The 20,243-nt window shown below is 34.9% G+C and carries 18 protein-coding genes and 1 pseudogene; 15 read left to right on the top strand and 4 right to left on the bottom strand.

What is annotated here, in order from left to right; genetic code table 11:
• The first annotated feature begins 144 nt into the window (after positions 1–144).
• The 8 genes from mnmA to sufB all read left to right on the top strand — a co-directional run bounded on the left by mnmA (position 145) and on the right by sufB (position 11,197).
• Entirely contained in the window at positions 145–1,272 is a 1,128-nt protein-coding gene (gene mnmA / locus FA707_RS06535) for a tRNA 2-thiouridine(34) synthase MnmA (protein ID WP_136953479.1), read from the top strand.
• Between the two features lie 1,011 nt (positions 1,273–2,283).
• Positions 2,284–4,026, top strand: coding sequence for an ABC transporter ATP-binding protein (locus tag FA707_RS06530; RefSeq protein ID WP_136953478.1), 1,743 nt, complete (start codon positions 2,284–2,286; stop codon positions 4,024–4,026).
• Positions 4,013–5,764 carry an ABC transporter ATP-binding protein gene (locus FA707_RS06525; RefSeq protein ID WP_136953477.1) on the top strand — a complete coding sequence of 584 codons (1,752 nt, stop codon included), beginning with the start codon at positions 4,013–4,015 and terminating at the stop codon, positions 5,762–5,764. Before FA707_RS06530 ends, FA707_RS06525 begins: the two co-directional genes overlap by 14 nt.
• 268 nt (positions 5,765–6,032) lie before the next feature.
• Positions 6,033–6,800, top strand: a complete 768-nt coding sequence (gene sufC, locus FA707_RS06520; protein WP_136953476.1) for a Fe-S cluster assembly ATPase SufC — start codon at positions 6,033–6,035, stop codon at positions 6,798–6,800.
• Positions 6,801–6,813: 13 nt separating this feature from the next.
• Positions 6,814–8,097, top strand: a complete 1,284-nt coding sequence (gene sufD, locus FA707_RS06515; RefSeq protein WP_136953475.1) for a Fe-S cluster assembly protein SufD — start codon at positions 6,814–6,816, stop codon at positions 8,095–8,097.
• Between the two features lies 1 nt (position 8,098).
• Positions 8,099–9,334 (top strand): cysteine desulfurase, encoded by a 1,236-nt coding sequence (locus tag FA707_RS06510; RefSeq protein WP_136953474.1) that lies wholly within the window; start codon positions 8,099–8,101, stop codon positions 9,332–9,334.
• Positions 9,321–9,797 carry a Fe-S cluster assembly sulfur transfer protein SufU gene (sufU, locus tag FA707_RS06505; RefSeq protein WP_136953473.1) on the top strand — a complete coding sequence of 159 codons (477 nt, stop codon included), beginning with the start codon at positions 9,321–9,323 and terminating at the stop codon, positions 9,795–9,797. The genes FA707_RS06510 and sufU overlap by 14 nt, the downstream gene beginning before the upstream one ends.
• 5 nt (positions 9,798–9,802) lie before the next feature.
• Positions 9,803–11,197 (top strand): Fe-S cluster assembly protein SufB, encoded by a 1,395-nt coding sequence (sufB, locus tag FA707_RS06500; protein WP_136953472.1) that lies wholly within the window; start codon positions 9,803–9,805, stop codon positions 11,195–11,197.
• A gap of 112 nt (positions 11,198–11,309) precedes the next feature.
• On the opposite strand, the gene FA707_RS06495 is transcribed toward sufB, so the two are convergent.
• The 3 genes from FA707_RS06495 to FA707_RS06485 form a co-directional block, all read right to left on the bottom strand.
• Positions 11,310–12,389: a S66 family peptidase gene (locus FA707_RS06495; RefSeq protein ID WP_136953471.1), complete on the bottom strand. Its 1,080-nt coding sequence runs from the start codon at positions 12,387–12,389 to the stop codon at positions 11,310–11,312.
• Between the two features lie 36 nt (positions 12,390–12,425).
• Entirely contained in the window at positions 12,426–13,589 is a 1,164-nt protein-coding gene (locus FA707_RS06490; RefSeq protein ID WP_136953470.1) for a site-specific integrase, read from the bottom strand.
• Positions 13,590–13,662: 73 nt separating this feature from the next.
• Complete coding sequence (locus FA707_RS06485) at positions 13,663–14,244, bottom strand: hypothetical protein (protein WP_136953469.1); 582 nt, start codon at positions 14,242–14,244, stop codon at positions 13,663–13,665.
• 87 nt (positions 14,245–14,331) lie between these two features.
• Here FA707_RS06485 and FA707_RS10590 point away from each other — a divergent pair.
• The 5 genes and pseudogenes from FA707_RS10590 to FA707_RS06460 all read left to right on the top strand — a co-directional run.
• Positions 14,332–14,490 (top strand): annotated as a pseudogene (locus FA707_RS10590) (helix-turn-helix domain-containing protein); the annotation flags it as partial.
• A 90-nt stretch (positions 14,491–14,580) separates the two neighbouring features.
• Positions 14,581–15,588, top strand: coding sequence for a replication initiator protein A (locus FA707_RS06475; RefSeq protein WP_136953467.1), 1,008 nt, complete (start codon positions 14,581–14,583; stop codon positions 15,586–15,588).
• Entirely contained in the window at positions 15,588–16,202 is a 615-nt protein-coding gene (locus FA707_RS06470) for a plasmid mobilization protein (protein WP_136953466.1), read from the top strand. Before FA707_RS06475 ends, FA707_RS06470 begins: the two co-directional genes overlap by 1 nt.
• Positions 16,187–17,575, top strand: coding sequence for a relaxase/mobilization nuclease domain-containing protein (locus tag FA707_RS06465; RefSeq protein ID WP_136953465.1), 1,389 nt, complete (start codon positions 16,187–16,189; stop codon positions 17,573–17,575). The genes FA707_RS06470 and FA707_RS06465 overlap by 16 nt, the downstream gene beginning before the upstream one ends.
• A gap of 201 nt (positions 17,576–17,776) precedes the next feature.
• On the top strand, positions 17,777–18,184 hold the full coding sequence (locus FA707_RS06460) for a hypothetical protein (RefSeq protein WP_136953464.1): 408 nt from the start codon (positions 17,777–17,779) through the stop codon (positions 18,182–18,184).
• Positions 18,185–18,264: 80 nt separating this feature from the next.
• On the opposite strand, the gene FA707_RS10560 is transcribed toward FA707_RS06460, so the two are convergent.
• Positions 18,265–19,041: a YvbJ-related protein gene (locus tag FA707_RS10560; protein WP_246032306.1), complete on the bottom strand. Its 777-nt coding sequence runs from the start codon at positions 19,039–19,041 to the stop codon at positions 18,265–18,267.
• Positions 19,042–19,154: 113 nt separating this feature from the next.
• On the opposite strand from FA707_RS10560, the gene FA707_RS06450 reads away from it, so the two are divergent.
• The gene (locus FA707_RS06450) at positions 19,155–19,391 is read left to right on the top strand and encodes a helix-turn-helix domain-containing protein (RefSeq protein ID WP_136953463.1); all 237 of its coding nucleotides are present in this window, start codon (positions 19,155–19,157) and stop codon (positions 19,389–19,391) included.
• 58 nt (positions 19,392–19,449) lie between these two features.
• Positions 19,450–20,226 carry a hypothetical protein gene (locus tag FA707_RS06445; protein ID WP_136953462.1) on the top strand — a complete coding sequence of 259 codons (777 nt, stop codon included), beginning with the start codon at positions 19,450–19,452 and terminating at the stop codon, positions 20,224–20,226.
• Positions 20,227–20,243: the final 17 nt, after the last annotated feature.

The raw sequence follows: 20,243 nt of genomic DNA, 5'->3' as shown, positions 1-20,243 counted from the left end.
TAGTCAATCAAGAAACGAAATTTAGTGTTAATTGTGAATCAAAACGTGCATTTTTTCCGCAAACAGTATATAATGGATTGACTGAAATTTCCGACCTTCAAATCGTAGATAGTTTCAGAATCTAGAAGAAATGATGGTGATAACATGACAGACAACAGCAAAATTCGTGTCGTTGTCGGCATGAGTGGCGGAGTGGATTCTTCCGTTACGGCTCTACTATTAAAAGAACAAGGATATGACGTAGTAGGGATTTTTATGAAAAACTGGGACGACACTGACGAAAATGGTGTGTGTACCGCAACTGAAGATTATAAGGACGTGGCGAAAGTCGCTAACCAAATTGGGATTCCTTATTATTCAGTAAACTTTGAAAAAGAATATTGGGATCGTGTGTTTGAATACTTCTTGGCTGAGTATCGTGCCGGACGTACGCCAAATCCTGATGTGATGTGTAACAAAGAAATTAAATTTAAAGCCTTCCTAGACTACGCGATGGAGTTAGGAGCAGATTACGTGGCAACTGGTCACTATGCACGTGTCGTCCGCGATGAAAATGGCGTGTCACACATGTTACGTGGCGTTGACAATAATAAAGACCAAACGTATTTCTTAAGTCAATTATCACAAGAGCAATTAAGCAAAACCATGTTCCCATTAGGTCATTTGCAAAAGCCTGAAGTACGTGAAATTGCTGAACGTGCCGGTCTAGCAACTGCGAAGAAAAAAGATTCAACGGGTGTTTGCTTTATCGGTGAGAAAAACTTCAAAGAGTTCCTAAGTAACTATTTACCTGCAACACCAGGTAACATGGTGACGGAAGATGGTGAAATTAAAGGACAACACGCTGGCTTAATGTATTACACAATCGGTCAACGTCAAGGGCTAGGAATTGGTGGCGGTGGTGCGTCAAATGAACCATGGTTCGCGATTGGTAAAGAATTAGCAACGAATACGTTAATCGTTGGTCAAGGTTTCCACCATCCAACGCTTTATTCAACCCATTTAGACGCAAGTGAGATTCATTTTACGCAAGACAATTGGAGCGAAAAAGAGTTCAAATGTACCGCTAAATTCCGTTATCGCCAACAAGACATCGGTGTAACAGTTAAAATTGCTGAAAATGACGCGACTAAAGCACGTGTTATTTTTGACGAACCTGTTCGTGCCATTACACCAGGACAAGCCGTTGTGTTCTACGATGGTGAAGAATGTTTAGGTGGCGGGATGATTGATTTAGCCTATAATGGTGATAAGTTACAACAATATATCTAATCTTCGTATTATACAACCTACTAGTTAATTGTCTGAAAAGGTGATTGATTGGTAGGTTATTTTATTTATTTAATGATCAACATTCATTAGAATTTGGTAAGAAAATAGTAATAAATCTCTACAAAATTTTTGAAAATTTCAGAAATGAGTGACAAAACATTTCCCATCTATTATAATGATGTTCGGTTGATTTTTATTATGGGGAAAAGGAAGGGAAAGCAGTGTTAAAGCGAAAAAGTACGGTACTGGGAATTATACAAAAAAACACCAAGTATCTAAGCATTGTGGAACGTTACAAAATCTATCAATTTAATAAAAAAGTAAACGATAAAGAATACTGTAACCGAGCTACCCAAAAGCATTCGCGTGGCGTTTCTTGTTTACACGACGATTGGTCTAAATTATTTGATTAAATGAATAAAAAATAAAATAAATATTAATATTAAAATAAATTGAAGGTGTCTGAATAACTAATTCAGGCATCTTTTTTCGTTAATTCGCTAAATTAATGACTCACATATTTTCAGTTAACTATGTTTTTTTATTGAAAATATATTTATTGAATTATATAGTAACAATAAATGTAACTAATAATATAGAGTGTAATATTAATTTGTTAAATTAAAAAATAATTAAAAATAAATGATGAAAGTGCTTTACAATTTAATTTTTATATAGTAAATTGTAGAAGTTAAGAGAAAGCGAACAAAACAAATAATAGCGGAAGAAAGGAGCAAGACTCATGTTAACTATCAATGTGATCAAACAACAAAAATCAAATAAAAAAGATATGGATCTATTTACTCCTTATTCGGTGTCTATCATTTTGTAGCGGGCTTTTTGTATGTCTCAGTCTGTGTACGTTGGCTTTATGATAATTATGAATAAATAACTTACCAACCGGTAAATTGCGGAGAAATGCGATTCGACAATTTATGGGTTTTTTTGTGCGCTTTTTTAACATAATAACAAAAACAAATTTATGGATGTAAAGGTGGGAAAGAAGAATTTATGCTAAAAACATTTTGGAATTATATAAAAAAACATCCACTGGCGTATGGTATTGCCACATGCTTTGCCTTAGTGTCATCGGGTTTAACACTAGTGCCAAATTTAATGATTCAAAAATTCATTGATGCTATAGTCGTGAACAACTTAAGTCGTGATAATTTATGGTTGTATTTATCAATATTTTTTATTAGCGTGATCTGTATTTACGTAGTGGATGTCATCTGGGTCGTGACGCTTTTTAGTCAATCATACCAATACCAGTCTGAACTGCGAAACAAGGTATACAAAAAATTACTACACTTGCGTACGCCATTTTACGAGCGCTTTCGTTCAGGTGATTTAATGACGCGTATGACTAGTGATATTGACTATTTAGGTGACACGATTGGGTATGGCTTCATGTTAATTGTCTCGAATGTGACGTGGACAGTGAGTATTTTAACAATCATGATTGTGACGACGTCATGGCAAGCTACAGCGGTCAGTATTTTACCGCTAGTTTTATTCGGTTATATCGTCTTTAAACTATGGTCGAAGATTGATGTGCTCTACGAAAATAACCGAGATTCGGTGGCCAAATTAAGTAATGAAGTGTTAGAAATGGTCGATGGTGTTCGCGTAATGCGTGCATACGGAAAAAAAGAATTAGAACAAGCACGTTTCCAAGAGAGAACCTCACAAGTTTTGAAAAAAGCCAATAATTTAGTCGTCTATAATGGTTCTATTGGGCAAGTGGCTAAATTATTAACAGGCTTGAGTATGGGGATTGGTTTGACTTACAGCGGTTACCTAGTCAGCCAAGGGGTGATGACATTGGGTCAACTGATTGCCTTTCAAATTTATTTAGGGATGCTAAGTGGTGCTGTTTGGGGATTATCAGATATCGTCCTAGTTTACCAACAAGGAAATGTTTCGTTTAGAAAAATCGATGAACTACTAACGGCTGAAGATTCTTTGGAAAAAAACGGACAAGCAACTATCGAATCAATCGAGCACATCGAGTTTACAGACTATGCTTTCAACTATCCGACTAGTGATGAAACCACATTGAAAAAAATTGATTTCTCGCTAAAGCGCGGTGAAACCCTAGGAATTGTTGGGAAAACAGGTAGCGGCAAAACAACATTAGTCAGACAATTGTTACGCCAATATCCCGTAGGAGCTAGCGGTGAGATCAATATTAATGGTCGTCCTATTCAAGCATATAGTGTGAAAAATATGGAAGGCTTAATCGGTTATGTGCCGCAAGAACATATCTTGTTTTCAAAAACAGTTGGTCATAATATTCGCTTTGGAAATAACAGTGCGACCGACCTTGAGATGAATGCTGCGATTGCCTCAGCAGATTTTTCAATAGATTTGGTACGGATGGCAGATGGTCTAGAAACGTTGATTGGAGAAAAAGGAGTCTCAATTTCTGGCGGACAAAAACAGCGGGTATCGATTGCGCGCGCTTTAATTAGACAGCCTGAGTTATTGGTACTTGACGATTCGCTTTCAGCGGTCGATGCGAAAACTGAACGGGCGATTATTAATAACATCCGAGAAATTCGACAAGATAAGACGAACGTGATTGTCACACACCGTCTATCAGCTGTTGCTGAAGCAGATAAGGTCTTGGTGCTTGAAGATGGAGAAATTATAGAGGCAGGTACTCCGTCAGAGTTATTAGCGAATAAAGGTTGGTACTATGAACAATACATGACACAACAAATGGAGGTGAAAGAAAGTGAAAACATTTAAGCGTTTATTAAGTTATTTTAAATATGAAACAAGACGTTATACTTTCGGTGTTATTTTGTCATTTATTTCAGCGATGACGGCTATTTATGCTCCGTTAGTCGGAAAAGAAATGATTGATTATGTCTCGGAACAAATGACAGCTAACAGTCCGGTTGACTTTAGTTTATTAATTCAACAATTTGGTTGGTTTATGTTGGTGACTTTATTTAGTAGTTTATGTGGATATGCTAGCTATATTTTACTATCGTATGCGTCGAATGGGGTTAGTAAAAGACTCCGTGATGAAGCATTTGCTCACATGCAGACACTACCGATTTCTTATTTTGATGATAAACCTGCCGGCAAGATTTCAGCGCGTATCGTCAATGATGTTGAATTGCTAAGAACCAATTTCTTCCTAAACTTTAGTAATGTGGTCATTATAAATGTTTTAACGGTAATAGCGATTTATGTAGCGTTATTTTTTGTTAGTCCACAAATTGGGACGGCCTTGTTATTATTACTGCCGTTCTTTGCTGTTTGGCAATGGGTGTATATTAAACTGGCTGCACCGATTAATAAACAGTGGCGTGAAAGTGTCAGCGAACTGAATAGTCACACGGCTGAAATAGTACAAGGTGTCTCGATTGTGCAATTATTTCACCAAGAAGACAACATGCTAGCGGAATTTGAAGAAACGAATCAAACATGGCTTAATACCAGACTTAAGTCGATTCGCTTAGATGGCAGCTTGTCATGGGACTTCTCAACTTTCATTAAAAACTTGGTCATGTTTGCGGTTTTAATGTATTTAGGCACGCGTTTTGTTGACGGAGTTCTTGGGTTTTCAATCGGGACGATTTACGTTATTATCAACTACATTAATCATTTGTTTGATCCGATATTAAACTTGGTGAGATTGATGTCAACCATTCAGCAAGCACTATCAGGTGGGAAACGTGTGTTTGAATTGTTAGATGAAACACCAGAAGCTGATTCTGATCAAGAGATTACGTTTAAACAGGGAAATGTCACATTTGACAACGTTTCGTTTGGTTATAATCCAGACAAGCCAGTCTTAAAAAACATTAATTTTTCCGCTCAAAAAGGGGAAACGATTGGTTTAGTCGGTCACACAGGGTCAGGGAAAAGTTCGATTATTAATTTGTTATTTAGATTTTACGACCCGCAAAATGGGCAAGTCTTAATCGATGAGCAACCGTTAGTTGAGTATAATCGTGAAAGCATTCGCTCTCATATGGGAATTGTTTTGCAAGAACCATACTTATTTAGTGGGACAATTGCCAGCAATATCAGTATGAATGACCCACGAATTACTGATGAAATGGTCGAAGAAGCGTTAGAAAAAGTCGGAGCTAAAGAGTTCGTGGCTAAACTTTCAAAGGGAATACATGAACCTGTCGTTGAAAAAGGCCAATCGTTTTCATCGGGTGAACGTCAGTTGATCGCCTTTGCAAGAACTTTAGCGAGTAATCCTAAAATCTTGATTCTAGATGAAGCAACTTCACATATTGATACCGAGACTGAAGAGATGATTCAGCATGCGATGGAAGTAGTGAAAGAAGGTCGCACGACGTTCATTATCGCTCATCGTCTATCTACTATTCAAAATGCTAATCAAATTTTAGTATTAGATAACGGAGAAATTAAAGAACGTGGCACCCATGAACATCTGCTTGAATTGAATCAGTATTATGCAGAGATGTATCAATTACAAGCGCAAGTTTCCGGTAGCTAATTAAAAATAGTTTAATAAAAATAAGTCTTCGAAATTTTTTTCGAAGGCTTATTATTTTTTGTGTTTTAAAAAATTTTAGTCACACCCGTAAACGCTTTATATACCAGTAGTTTAGAATGATTATTATCTAGAAAACACGTGATTTTTTGCCAAAACCCTTAAAATTACAATGTTTTGCGCCTTCAATCATTGAATTTCATTTTCAATTAAGATACAATTAGTTGTATCACAAAGATAAAAATTTAGTGACAATGGAGGGAAATAATACATGGCAGTTTTAGAAATAAAAGATTTGCATGTTAGCATAGAGGATAAAGAAATTTTAAAAGGTGTTAATTTGACGATTAACACAAATGAAATTCATGCAATCATGGGGCCAAATGGTACTGGTAAATCGACTTTATCAGCAGCTATCATGGGTCACCCAAACTATGAAGTAACACAAGGTGAAGTGTTATTGGATGGTGTGAACTTATTAGAATTAGAAGTTGACGAACGCGCGCGTGCGGGTGTCTTCTTAGCTATGCAATACCCAAGCGAAATTCCAGGTATTACTAACGCTGAATTCATGCGTGCCGCAATGAACGCTGGTAAAGAAGACGAAGACAAAATTTCGGTCATGGACTTCATCACAAAATTAGATGAAAAAATGGCATTATTAGATATGTCTGAAGAGATGGCTGAACGTTATTTAAACGAAGGCTTCTCAGGTGGCGAGAAAAAACGTAACGAAATCCTGCAATTATTAATGTTAGAACCAACTTTTGCGATTTTAGATGAAATCGACTCAGGTTTAGATATTGACGCGTTGAAAGTTGTATCAAAAGGGGTAAATGAAATGCGTGGCGAAAACTTCGGTGCCTTAATCATTACTCACTACCAACGCTTATTAAACTACATCACACCAGACGTGGTTCATATCATGATGGATGGTCGCGTTGTGAAAACAGGCGATGCTGATTTAGCACGTCGTTTAGAAGCAGAAGGATATGCCGGCATTAGTGCTGAATTAGGAATCGAATTAACTGAAGAATAAAGGAGCGACGAAAATGACAGATACTATCAAACAAACGTATCTTGAAGCGGTCAAAGCTTTTTCAGTTAATCAAGGGGAGCCAGAATGGATGTTAACTCTGCGTTTGGCTGCTTTAGATCAAGTCGATGAACTAGCTTTACCCGTGATTGAGCGTGTAAAAATGCATCGTTGGGGTTTAACCAACATGCAAGGTTGGGAACCAACAGATTCAACTGACGAAACAGAAATCGTGGTGGACGAAAAAACAAACCCAACGTTTGTCCAAGCCTATAACCAAACCTTAATGGAATATTTACCAGAAGCATTAGTTGAACAAGGTGTGATTTTTACTGACATCTTCACAGCGATGAAAGAACACTCAGACTTAGTTAAAGAAGCATACATGCAGTTAGCGGTTAAACATGACGAAGATCAATTAACAGCGTTTCATGCTGCTTTCATGAACAGTGGGATGTTCTTGTATGTGCCACGTAATGTTGTAATTGAAGAACCGGTTGAAGCGGTCTTCTACCAATTTGCTGATTCAATCGCTAACTTTAACCATCACGTGTTAATTTTAGCTGATGAGAACAGTCAAGTGACTTATTTAGAGCGCTTTGAAACAATTGGTCAAGGCGAAGCCAAAGCAATCAGTAATATTGTCGTTGAAGTGGTAGCTAAACAAGGTGCCCAAGTCAAATTCTCAGCCATTGACCAATTAGGCGGAAATATGAACACTTACATGAACCGTCGTGCTCATATCATGCGTGATGCTTCAGTTGATTGGGCAATTGGGGTCTTAAACGATGGGAACGTCGTCGCAGACTTTGATTCAGACTTAGTCGGTCAAGGCGCACATTCAGAAGTGAAAGTGGTGGCGTTAAGTGCCGGTCGTCAAATTCAAGGAATCGATACACGTGTCACAAACTATGCACCACATTCAGTTGGTCATATTTTACAACACGGGGTAATTCGTGAACGTGGTACCTTAACGTTTAACGGAATTGGTCACATTATTAAAGGGGCGGTTGGAGCTGATGCCCAACAAGAAAGCCGTGTGATGATGTTATCAGACAAAGCCCGTGGTGATGCGAACCCAATTTTATTAATTGATGAAAACGAAGTAACCGCAGGACACGCAGCCAGCGTTGGTCGCGTTGATCCAGAAGAAATGTATTACTTAATGAGCCGCGGTTTAGAAAAAATCGAAGCAGAACGTCTAGTAATTCGTGGATTCTTAGGCAGCGTGTTAACAGAAATTCCTGTCAAAGAAGTACGTGATGAATTAGCTGACGTGATTGAAAGGAAGTTAATGTAGAATGAAAGCTATTGATAAATTACGAGCAAATTTCCCGATTCTTTTCCAAGAAGTTAACGATGAACCGTTAATTTATTTGGATAATGCAGCTACTACTCAAAAACCTAAGCAAGTGTTAGAAGTGTTAAATCAATACTATCAGCAAGACAATGCCAACGTTCACCGTGGCGTTCATACATTAGGGGAACGAGCGACGACTGCCTATGAAGCTTCGCGTGAGAAAGTTCGCCAATTTATCAATGCCCACTCTACTAAAGAAATATTATTCACCCGTGGTACGACCACTAGTTTGAACTGGGTCGCACGAAGTTTTGGCGATCAGTTTGTTGAAGATGGCGACGAGATTGTGATTTCTTACATGGAACATCACTCAAACATCGTGCCGTGGCAACAAATTGCTAAACGTAAGGGCGCAATCTTAAAATATATCGAGTTAACTGATGAAGGGGAACTTGATATGCAGGATGCGCGTCAAAAAATTACGCCTAAAACTAAAATCGTGTCTCTAACACATAGTTCAAACGTGTTGGGCGTGACCAATCCAATCAAAGAATTAGCGCAATTAGCTCATGAAGTCGGAGCGATTATGGTCGCTGACGGTGCCCAAGCGGTTCCACATATGCCAGTCGATGTCCAAGAGTTAGACGTCGATTTTTACGCCTTTAGTGGCCACAAAATGTGTGGGCCGACCGGAATCGGTGTCTTGTATGGTAAACAAAGTTGGCTAGAAAAAATCGAGCCGATTGAGTTTGGAGGCGAGATGATTGATTTCGTCTATGACCAAGAAAGTACCTGGGCCGAGTTACCGTATAAATTCGAAGCCGGCACACCAAATATCGCAGGCGCGATTGGATTAGGGGCTGCGATTGACTACTTAACGGCTTTAGATATGAGTCAAATTCATGCTTATGAGCAAGCGATTGTTGAGTATGTCTTACCCAAATTACAAGCAATAGAAGGCGTGACTGTTTACGGACCGTCAACAACCGCTAATCATACAGCCGTGTTGTCATTTAATATCGATGGCGTTCATCCACATGATGTCGCAACCGCGATGGACATGCAGGGTGTAGCGGTGCGTGCGGGCCATCACTGTGCGCAACCACTTTTACGCTATTTAGATGTTAGTGCCACAGCGCGCGCAAGTTTTTATTTTTACAATACCTTAGAAGAAGTAGATAAATTTATAGACGCAGTGATTGCAACGAAGGAGTTTTTCAGCCATGGGATTATCTAGATTAGATATGTTATACCGCCAAGTGGTCTTGGACCATTCAAGTAGCCCTCGCCATTTCGGTTTGTCAGAAGAAATGACCCACGAGTTGGAGTTAAATAACCCAACGTGTGGGGATGTCATTACCTTACAGTTAAAAATTGCAGACAATCGCGTCGTTGATGCGCGTTTTGCGGGCAGTGGCTGTTCGATTTCGATGGCAAGTGCCAGTATGATGACGGAAGTCGTGATTGGTAAAACCGAAAAAGAAGCGTTAGCGCTGGCCGAAGACTTTTCACAACTAGTGCAAGGTAATGAGGTTGCAGACATTAAGTCGTTAGGCGATGCCGGTTTATTAAAAGGTGTCTCAAAATTCCCAGCGCGTATCAAATGCGCAACATTGGCGTGGAAAGCTCTGGAAAAAGGCATTATCGAACAAGTGGCTGCTACCACTGTCGAACAATCACATTGCGAAGAGAAGGAGTGAAGACAATGACGGATGTACCTGTAGTTGGGGATTACCAATTTGGTTTTCGTGATGAAGTCGAGCCAGTTTATACAACTGGTAAAGGACTAAGTGAAGAAATCGTACGTGAAATTTCACGTGTCAAAAATGAACCAGAGTGGATGTTAGAGTTCCGTTTACGTTCATTAGAAGCATTTAATAATATGGCAATGCAAGAGTGGGGACCTGATTTATCAGATATCGACTTTGATGCCATTACTTACTATAAAAAATCAAGTAACAATCCTGCACGTGATTGGGAAGATGTACCTGAAAAAATTAAAGAAACATTCGAGCGTTTAGGAATCCCTGAAGCTGAACAAAAATATTTATCAGGTGCTTCAGCTCAGTACGAGTCAGAAGTGGTTTACCACAACATGAAAGAAGAATTTGAAAAAATGGGTGTGGTCTTTACTGACACAGATTCAGCGTTAAAAGAATACCCAGATTTATTCAAAGAATACTTCTCAAAATTAGTGCCACCAACTGATAACAAATTAGCCGCACTAAACTCAGCCGTATGGTCAGGTGGTACGTTCATCTATGTACCAAAAGGCGTGAAAGTGGAAGTACCATTACAAACTTATTTCCGTATTAACGACGAAAACATGGGACAATTTGAACGTACTTTAATTATCGTTGACGAAGGTGCAAGCGTGCATTACGTTGAAGGTTGTACAGCCCCAACGTATTCATCAAATAGCTTACATGCAGCGATTGTTGAAATCTTTACGTTAAAAGACGCTTACTGCCGTTATACAACCATCCAAAACTGGTCAGATAACGTCTACAACCTAGTAACAAAACGTGCACGTGCCATGGAAAACGCAACGGTTGAATGGATTGACGGTAACATCGGCGCGAAAACAACCATGAAATACCCAAGTGTCCAATTAAATGGCCGCGGTGCGCGTGGTACGATGTTAACAGTAGCCTTTGCTAACAAAGGACAAATCCAAGATACTGGTGCTAAAATGATTCATAACGCGCCAAACACATCTAGTTCGATTGTTTCTAAATCAATCGCACGTGGTGGCGGCGAAGTGAACTACCGTGGACAAGTAACATTCGGTAAAGAAAGCCAAGGATCAATCTCACATATCGAATGTGATACGATTATTATGGATAACTTATCGAAATCAGATACGATTCCATTTAACGAAATTCACAACAGCCAAGTAGCTTTAGAGCACGAGGCGAAAGTATCAAAAATCTCTGAAGAACAATTGTACTACTTGATGAGCCGCGGCTTGTCAGAAGAACAAGCAACAGAGATGATTGTTATGGGATTCGTTGAACCATTTACCAAAGAACTACCGATGGAATATGCGGTGGAGTTGAACAGACTGATCTCATATGAGATGGAAGGGTCAGTGGGATAACCTTTTTTTAAGAGTCATAAACGTTGGAATATCAATGTTTATGACCCTTTTTTTGTTTAGGTTAAATTTGTTAAATGCCAAATTAAATGCCATTTATAAGAAAGTGAATATTTTAATCAGCAAAAGGACTTTCTAATAATTGAATTTCTTGTTTTTCAATGTTTACTCTTACCGTAATTCCTAACGGGAGAATACAACGTGGAGTAGCATGCCCAAAATTAATATTATAAGCGATAGGAAGGTTTTTATTATCAACAGATTCAACTAGAATTTTTTTATATTCTTCATAGAACACTTCATCTTGTGGCTTACCAAAAATAATCCCGCTAATTACATCAAAAATATTTTTCTCTTTTAACTTCGCTAGCATTTTTTTAAAAGTCTCGGGTGTTTCTTTAATTTCGGAAGTTTCAATAAACAATATCTTTTCTTTCCAATCTTCTAAACTAGGGAAGATACTATATTTATCTATAATCAGAGGTTCATCAACATGTGTGTAAGGTGAGAGCATATCATATAGGCTATCAATGCACCCACCTAGTAAGCGACCTTCAAATACAGGTTGACCTTGTAGTAATTCAAAGCCTTTTAAATCCTGATGGCTAACACGATCAGTACCAATAGCTTTAGCAGAAAAGTCACTTCTTTCTTCATACCATATATTACTCGGTAAAATTCGTTCATAACTGGGTGAGGTTGACAGATAATATTTGAAATATTTTTCTGTATATGGCAACATGTGCGTGCTGATTTCACCAATATCAGGTATTAACGACATCCCATAATAAGTTGTTAACCCCAACTTATAAAACATTAAGTGATTAACGGTGGTATCTGAAAATCCTGTGAATATCTTCGGATTGTTTTTTACTAATTCAGTAAATTTTTGGTTTTCCAATAAATAAGGTAAAGTTCTATAGGTATTATTTCCTCCAATAGCACAAATAATTCCCTTAATGTTAGGATCTGAGAAAGCTTCAATTAAATCTTCAGCTCTAGCCTGAGGATGCTTTTCTAAATAATCAATTCCTTTTAAGGCATTTTTCATTACTACTGGCTCTAAACCGAATTCTATTAATCTTTTAGAAGCAATCTCTAAATTGTGAGAGACAAAAGATTCCCCTAGCAATCCTCTAGATAAGCTAAGAATTGCAACTCTGTCACCTTTTTTTAACCTACTCGGTTTTATCATTAATAGTTCACTCCCATCTATCACTATATTTTCTATTTAGAAATTGACGTATCTAGCGAATCGTTCACCAGTTTCTCTGATTTTTTCAGGTGTAACATGAGCGTAAATATTCATAGTAGTTTTTACGTCTTTGTGTCCTAGTCTTTCTTGCACTTCTTTAATACTAGCACCTGATTCAAATAATAAACTAGCATGTGTGTGTCTAAAACCATGCAAGGTGATTTTTGGTAAATTGTATTTTTCTAATATGTTGTACAACCAGTCATTAGGTGCTTGAGGATAATACAACTCGTTAAATTTGTTTGTAAATAAGAATTGAGTATCTTTAGCCGTATTAAAACCGAATTTGATGTACCATTCTTGTTGGTTTCTTCGCCATTGTTCTAGAATTTGTACAGTTTTCATATCTAACTTTATCGTCCGTTGAGAACTCTTTGTTTTGGGTTCTTGAATAATAATTTTTTTATACTCATCTGTCGCCAAAGTTTTTCCAATTGTAAGTTCTTGATTAAATATATTAATATCTTTCCATTGTAGGGCTAACACTTCAGATTTTCGCATACCAGTAAAAGCTAATAAACGGAAAAATGCTAGCAACTTGGTACTAGTTCTACCTGAAGACTCGATATGGTCGTTTAAACACTCAAAAAACGTTTCTAATTGACTTCTAGAGTAAAAGTTAGGGAACGTTTCAACTTCTTTCTTACGAGGTAATACAGTCTTTCTCATAGGGTTGTTTTCTATGAGTTCCATCTGAACCCCAAATTGAAGGACTTGTCCGACTACTTTTCTAAAATAATGATACTGTTTATATTTTGAATGCCATTTATTGACGATTTCTTGACAGTAACGAACCGTAATATTATCTAGTTTCAATTCTCCAAAGAATTCCAACGCATATTCCTCAATAAATCTGCGTGAAGTTGCAACAGTAGAAGGTTTTACTTTTAGTCTGTATTGAGGTAACCAGAGATCATACAATTCTTGAAAAGTAATGCTTTCTTTTTTAATCAATTTACGATTATTATTCTCAAATTCTGTTTGAAGCTGGGCTAAAGCAATTTGTGCTTCTTTTTTAGTTCTAAAGTTACTTCTAGTTGTTTTAACTGGTTTACCAGTAACAGGATGTACACCTAAATAAGCTTGGAATTTCCAATACTTAGTACCGTCTTTACGTGAATATTGTTTAAAAGATGCCATAATATTTTCCTCCTATAAATTGTTGTTTTTGAGGAGCTATTTCAAAAATCAAAAAGGAGTTATTGGCTTAAATTTATTTGTCAGTTTCAAGAGTTGAAATTTCATCTTCTAAATATTTAGTTATGATAGTAATTAATTCCTGTCTTTCTGTTTTTAGTTCTTCTTTACTAAGTTCTGGTTTTAAATCTTTGATCCCATATAGTAATAAAATATGGCTTAAGGTATTTAATAAATTTTCACTAGATTTTTCTACGAGTATTTTTCTTAAGCCATAAAATAAAGAGACTGAACCTTCTCTCATTATTAACTGAGATTCATCTAGCGATTCCTTATCAAATAACATTTCTAATTTTCTTGCTGAAAGTACAGCATCAGGTTCTTTAACATTCCATAAAATTTCAGAAACAGTTGTTTCACCTAATAAAGCCATTTTTTCTAATTGTTCAAAAGTCGGAAATAAATTCTCATCTTCCCAAGCAGAGACAGTATCTTCATCAACTGATAAATTTTCTGGAAAATTAGTCGAGAATTCTAATTTGTTTTCATTAAGTACTTCTTCTCTAATATATTTAATTTTTTCACCATAGCCAGATAATTGTTTTCCAAATAATAAATAGTCTGTAGTTACATTTCCAAGTTTTGCTATTTGTTTCAATCTTTCTTTATTAGGAAGATTTAATCCTTTCTCCCATTTCCTTACAGAACTACTGTCGCAGGATCGGACAAGGAATTTTTAAGTCAAAAAGAAATGGCGAATTGGTTAGGGATAAGTGTTAACACGTTAAAAACATATGTTCAAAAAGGGTTACCAATTATCATTATTGGAGGTAGAAACTTTTATTCAAAAAAAGAGGTATCAAAATTTTTGCTGAGACAGCAAATAGGAGGAGCAAATAAATAGACTGGCAGGCCTGTAATTTGCTCCTCTAAAAAAATATGAAAGACAGATATACTGTCTCATACATATTAACATCTTTTTGGGAGGATTTGTATGACAAAAAAATCTGGATATAAAATAAAAGATTTTTTGATACACGAAAAGTTTTATAGAGTACCGAAATCTTTGATGTTAAATGAAAAATATAAAAAATTAAGTAGTGATGCTGTTTTAATGTATGCCATTTTTCAAGATAGATATGAATTAAGTTTAAAAAATAAATGGTTTGATGAGAATGGCTATGTATATTTTTACTTTACCATTGACTCTATGATGGAAATTATGAACAAGAGTCGAAACTCAATCATTAAAGCAAAAAAAGAATTAGTAAAATTTGAATTGCTTTCTGAAGTAAGACAAGGTTTGAAGAAACCTAACAAGTTATATTTGCTTAAAGAAGAAAGTATTGATAATAAAGGAAGTTCAAATTGTGAACTTCAAGAGGTTCACAATTTGAACTCTAATGATACTGATATTAACTATACTTTTAAAGACACTAATAAAGATACTATTAGTAATACAGTTAATAAAACAAATATTGATAATTTATTATTAGATAATTTTACAAATTATTATCAAGATCAGTTAGTAACTGAAAAACTAATTGAATTATTTTCAAATTTTGGTTCAGTCTATGAGTTGAAAGATAATATTGATATTATTTATTCAACTAAAAGAAAAGTAGAAAACTATCAAAACAAAGAACAACCTAATAAAAACCTTCGTTACCAAATCGATGGTGAAATGTGGAAGTATGAAATTGAAAAATATGCTTTTAAAGCAGTTTTTAAAATGAAAGAATCTAATACTAAAGATAAAAAGTTCAATTTTAAAAATTATTGGTTTTCAGTAATGGAAAATTTTTGGGAGAGTGTCCTGCTCATGGAAAAAAAATATGGCTATTCTCAACTAGAATTTTGGGCATCAACTGGGTGTTTAGAATTAGAAGATAATTTTATTCAAATGAACAGGTTATTAAAAGACAAGGCAAAAAAAGATAAACAAAAGATTAGATATGATTTAGTATATTGTAGCTCGTTTCAGGAAGAGGAGGTTAAATAATGGGCGGTGGTTCAACTAAACAAAAATTGTACGATAGAAATAGAAAGAATAGTGAAGCGTTAAATTTTCGAGTAGATAAGCGAACGTATAAAGAGATTTCTTTAATTGCAGAACAAAAGGGTATCTCACGTGCAGAAGTCTGTAGAGAGCGGTTAAAGGGGCTACAATACGAGCCCCCTTTACTTGCTGATTTAGATACCAAAGGACTAATTAAAGCCTTGAATTTGTTGGGAAACAACTTAAATCAAGCAACTAAAAGTTTGAATACTATTGCAATTCATTTTCATAAGAAAGATACAGCAACTAATTCTTCTACTGATCTTTTTAGCAATAAAAAGTATCAACTATTTGAGAATGAACAGGCTAATAAGATTGCACAAGTATTTATGATTGTTGATCCCGACAAAGTATTTACAGAAGCTAATCTCCATAATATCCGTAGTAGTCAATTAAGTGATGAAGAAAAGAAATACATGCAATATTGGATTGAGAAAAAGGAACGTCCTCAGACAAAGTTTGAATACGCTACTTATATTCATAATAGACTCAATAAAGCACTAGCAAGCATTCAAATGATGGAAGAGCAGAGTGAAAAGTTATGGGAGCTAGTGTAACGTCATTGGGGAGGAAGAAAAATCTTTCTTCCCTTCTTCAATATGCAGGTAATCCATCAAAAAAAGAAAAATGTGTGGCAGTCACAGGAATAAATTGCAGTGATGAACTAGAAAAAGCGTATTTAATGATGAATAGGACGAGAACAAAAATGAATCATTCAAAGGATGTGACACAGGCTTATCATGTCATACATTCTTTTGATAAAGAAATATCTAAAGAACTTACAGAAGAGCAGATGCACAAAATAGCGGTAGAGTTTGCGGAAAAATCATTTCCTCATTGTCAAATTATTGTCGCAAGTCACAACGATAAGGAACACTTTCATAGTCATTTAGTGATTAACAACATTGATACTGAAACGGGTAAACGAATTAGAATTGATCCAAAAGATTTAGAAAACATGAGAGAAATAAATGATACTATTTTAAAAAGTCATGAGTTGGAACCGATAAACAATGAATATTATGATTCACTTTTTAGACGTAATAACATTTATTCTAATGATCCATCTAAATTGAAAAAGGGACAAGTGAACCATCAACAAGTTATTCAAGATGCTATTGATGAGGTGTTAAGAGATAAAAACGTTACGACATTTGAAAAATTTTCAGATACTTTAGCAAAAAATCATGACATAGAAGTTTACAAGTTTTCTAAAAACAGCAACAAGTTGGGCTATGTTTTGTATAAAAAAGAAGCTAACTTTTATGATAATAGGGAAAAATTTATTGCTTTAGGTAAAGACAAAGCGTCACGAAAAATACGTGAACCGTATGTTGAAAAAACATTTAGTGCTAAAAAATTAGGTAAGAGTTATGAGTTAGAGTCGATAGAAAAAGAGCTTGATTATAATCTAATGGATTATCAAATTAGTAATCTTGATAGCTTTAGTAAAGAAGAACAGTTTATTATTTTGAATCAAAAAATTAATAAAACAGGCGAACTAGAAGCACCCTTTGTAGAATTAGATGAAACAGCACAACGTCAATTTAATCGAAAAGGTGCGCATCATTTTATGAAGTATGACGATTTTTTAAAGTCAGTTGATAAACATTTTGCCACGTCACTTGGTCCACCTGATGATCAAGAGTACGAAATAAAAGTGCATTTGAAAGTGAACAAGCAGACTTTAAAAAGTACCGACCATAAAAAAGTTGCAGTCAAAAAGACAGAAGAAAAACAGTACACGTCTCCACGATTTGGTGTAGGGAGTTACGCTCATACGCCAAATGCACAAGCTTTACACCATCAGATTAGCAAAGTCATTAACGATGATGTGAAGATGTATCGTGCTAAAAAAGACTATGAATTTATGCAACATAAGATCGAAATGGAGCAACAAAGAAGACAAGAATTTGAAATGGATTTTTAAAGCATCTTGCCAGAGCCTAAATTTAAAAGTTTGATATGGTGAGATTATTTTTTAAGATATACGCGAGCTACCCACTGTCTTTCCAGATTTCGAGCCATGCTGTCGCAGGCTACTCTATCTGGAAAGGTCAGTGGTGGATCTCAATTCCTGAGGGAGCAAGCTCCCTACAGACTCCCTGAATAAAATGAAGAGGTGGATAATATGGAAAAATCAAAAAATACCGAAATGAAAAAGATAAAACGAGAATTAAAAATTAAAAAAGAAGAAAAAATTTATGATGATATTGAGCAACGAGTAGCATGGTTATATGAAAATAAATTTACTAAAATTGAATCAGAAGTTGTATTTGAAATTAATTTTTACAAGGATGTTTATCAAGAAGATGTTGACGAATTAATGTTGTTTCATGCAAAAAAAGTTTTTATGGTGGAAAAAGATGATGACTATTATTGCGGAATAAGAGCTAACCATTTTGTGGTAGAAGTTGGTTATTCTGAAATGAGAGCAGGACTAATTTATTTAGTAACAGCCAATCATAAGGGAAATAGATGTGTGACAATGATAGCAGAAGATAATGAAAATTATTTAGAAATATGTTCAATGAAATAGATAATAAAAAATGAAGCTAGTACTTATGCTAGCTTCATTTTTGTTTGTTGATAACAAGATAAAGTAGGTAATACTTGTTTCTAAAATTCTTTAGTTACAAATGATGCATCATTATCTTCTGGTTTTGGTAATCCGTCTAGACTTCCGTTAAAAGTGTTCATTTTATCAAGTAACCATTTATTTTTTGTTGAGTCAAAAATAAAGGTGAAATTCAAAGGTTGATTTTTATGTTCTAATGGAGCGTCTAAATAGTCTGGGTGATAATCATAATCAAAATATCCAGCTAAAACAAAAGATAGTTGACCTTCGATTAATTGTAAATTAAATAGTTGATCGTATCCGTAAATTTTCTTTAACGACATCTTATCTAAATCTTCTGATATAAATGTAGAATCATTTATATTATCTTTGGTTTCATTATAGAAATTATCTGTATAATTATTAATTTGATTGAAATCTTTATTTTGTCCTGCTTTAAAAAACAGTTCGATTTTTTCGATATATAGATTTGATAGCTCATTACTGTTTGCTTTGAAAGAAATATTATTATGATTCCAATCAACTATTGTCTTATTAAGAAGAGGTAATTCAGCTTCAAAATATATTTCTGATTGATGTTCTTGAATGTTTTTTGGGAGAATGGTTTCAATCTCATTATTTTCTGATAACTTTACATCTAAAGCTTTTTTATCATAATATGCAGTGAAATTATCAGGAATTGGGGCGAAAGAAACTGGATATTCTATGTCAGTAGAATTTATAGGTTGGGATGTTTCTGTTTTTGAATGTTCATTATTAGAACATCCGCCAATGATTAAGATTGATAAAAATAAAAAATAAAGTGATAGTTTTTTCAAAAAAATTCCTCCTATTTATCGGTATGTGGACCTAAAATAGTCCCATTGTAACACACCTAATCTCTAAAATTAATAAGAAAATGGACTTATTTTGGTCCAGAAGGTGTGATAACATGAAGGAAGAAAAAATTATTGATAAAGACAATATTATTGGGAAAAATATTAAGCGTATCCGTATTAGTAAAGGTATCGGACAAACTGAATTAGTTGAACAATTACAGTTGAAAGATATTAATATAACAAGAGAGTCATTAGTTAAAATTGAAGGTGGCCGCCAGCATATTAAGTTAACCCAGTTAAAAGGAATAAAAGAGCTATTAGATGTTAGTTATGATGAGTTTCTCAGCTAAACTTATCAAACAAACGATTTTGTAAACGTTTTAACCAATGAGAGAAAGGAAGAATAATTTGGATAATAACTCACTATATGAAAGTATTAGAAAAATAACAAAAACAGTTGAAGAATCTATATCACCAGTATTAAAAGTTATGAATAACCTATCAGAATATATTAATCCTTTATTTGACACAATGACTAAGAGTATCGAAACAGTGAAAAAGAGCCATCCAATTAGGTACAAGTTTTACGAAAGATGTCGAAAAATTGGTTGGATGCCTCCTTTAGAAACTGAGTTGGCGTTGTCATTATCTGATTTAAAAGGTGTAGATGATGAACAGTTGAATCTATATTTTTTGAGATTTTTAACAAAAGGAAACTATAAGTCCATGTATATAATATTCGAAAATATAGAAGAAAATATAGAAGAACAGTACAAAAATGAAATTAGAAAAATTGTAAAAATACTAAAATATGACATTAATAACTACACGTTGACTATACCATTCTTGTTTTCAATTATGGAGCGTATGTTTGTTAATCAAGCTTCTAAGATAGACAATGTGTCTAGCTATGCAAAAAATAAGGAAATTGAAAAAATTGCGAAAATAAGCAAAGCAAAATCTGAAGATAATAAAGACTTGTTTATGCTAATCCATTACAACACTTTAGAATTAGTTAGCAATTATTTTAGCTATATTTCATTTGAGGGAGACCCAATTAATGAGATTAATAGACATGCTGTTTTACACGGGAAGTATAACCCTAATAACTATACTTTTTCTGACTACTTGAGACTTTTAACTGTAGTCGAATCATTATCTTTTTTTGAAGATTACTTTGAATAATGTGATTTCAATAATTA

This window comes from Vagococcus zengguangii, assembly GCF_005145005.1.
GTDB classification, from domain to species: Bacteria; Bacillota; Bacilli; order Lactobacillales; family Vagococcaceae; genus Vagococcus_A; species Vagococcus_A zengguangii.
The sequence above is the reverse complement of the archived record's forward strand: the minus strand, read 5'-3'. Positions and strand labels throughout refer to the sequence as shown.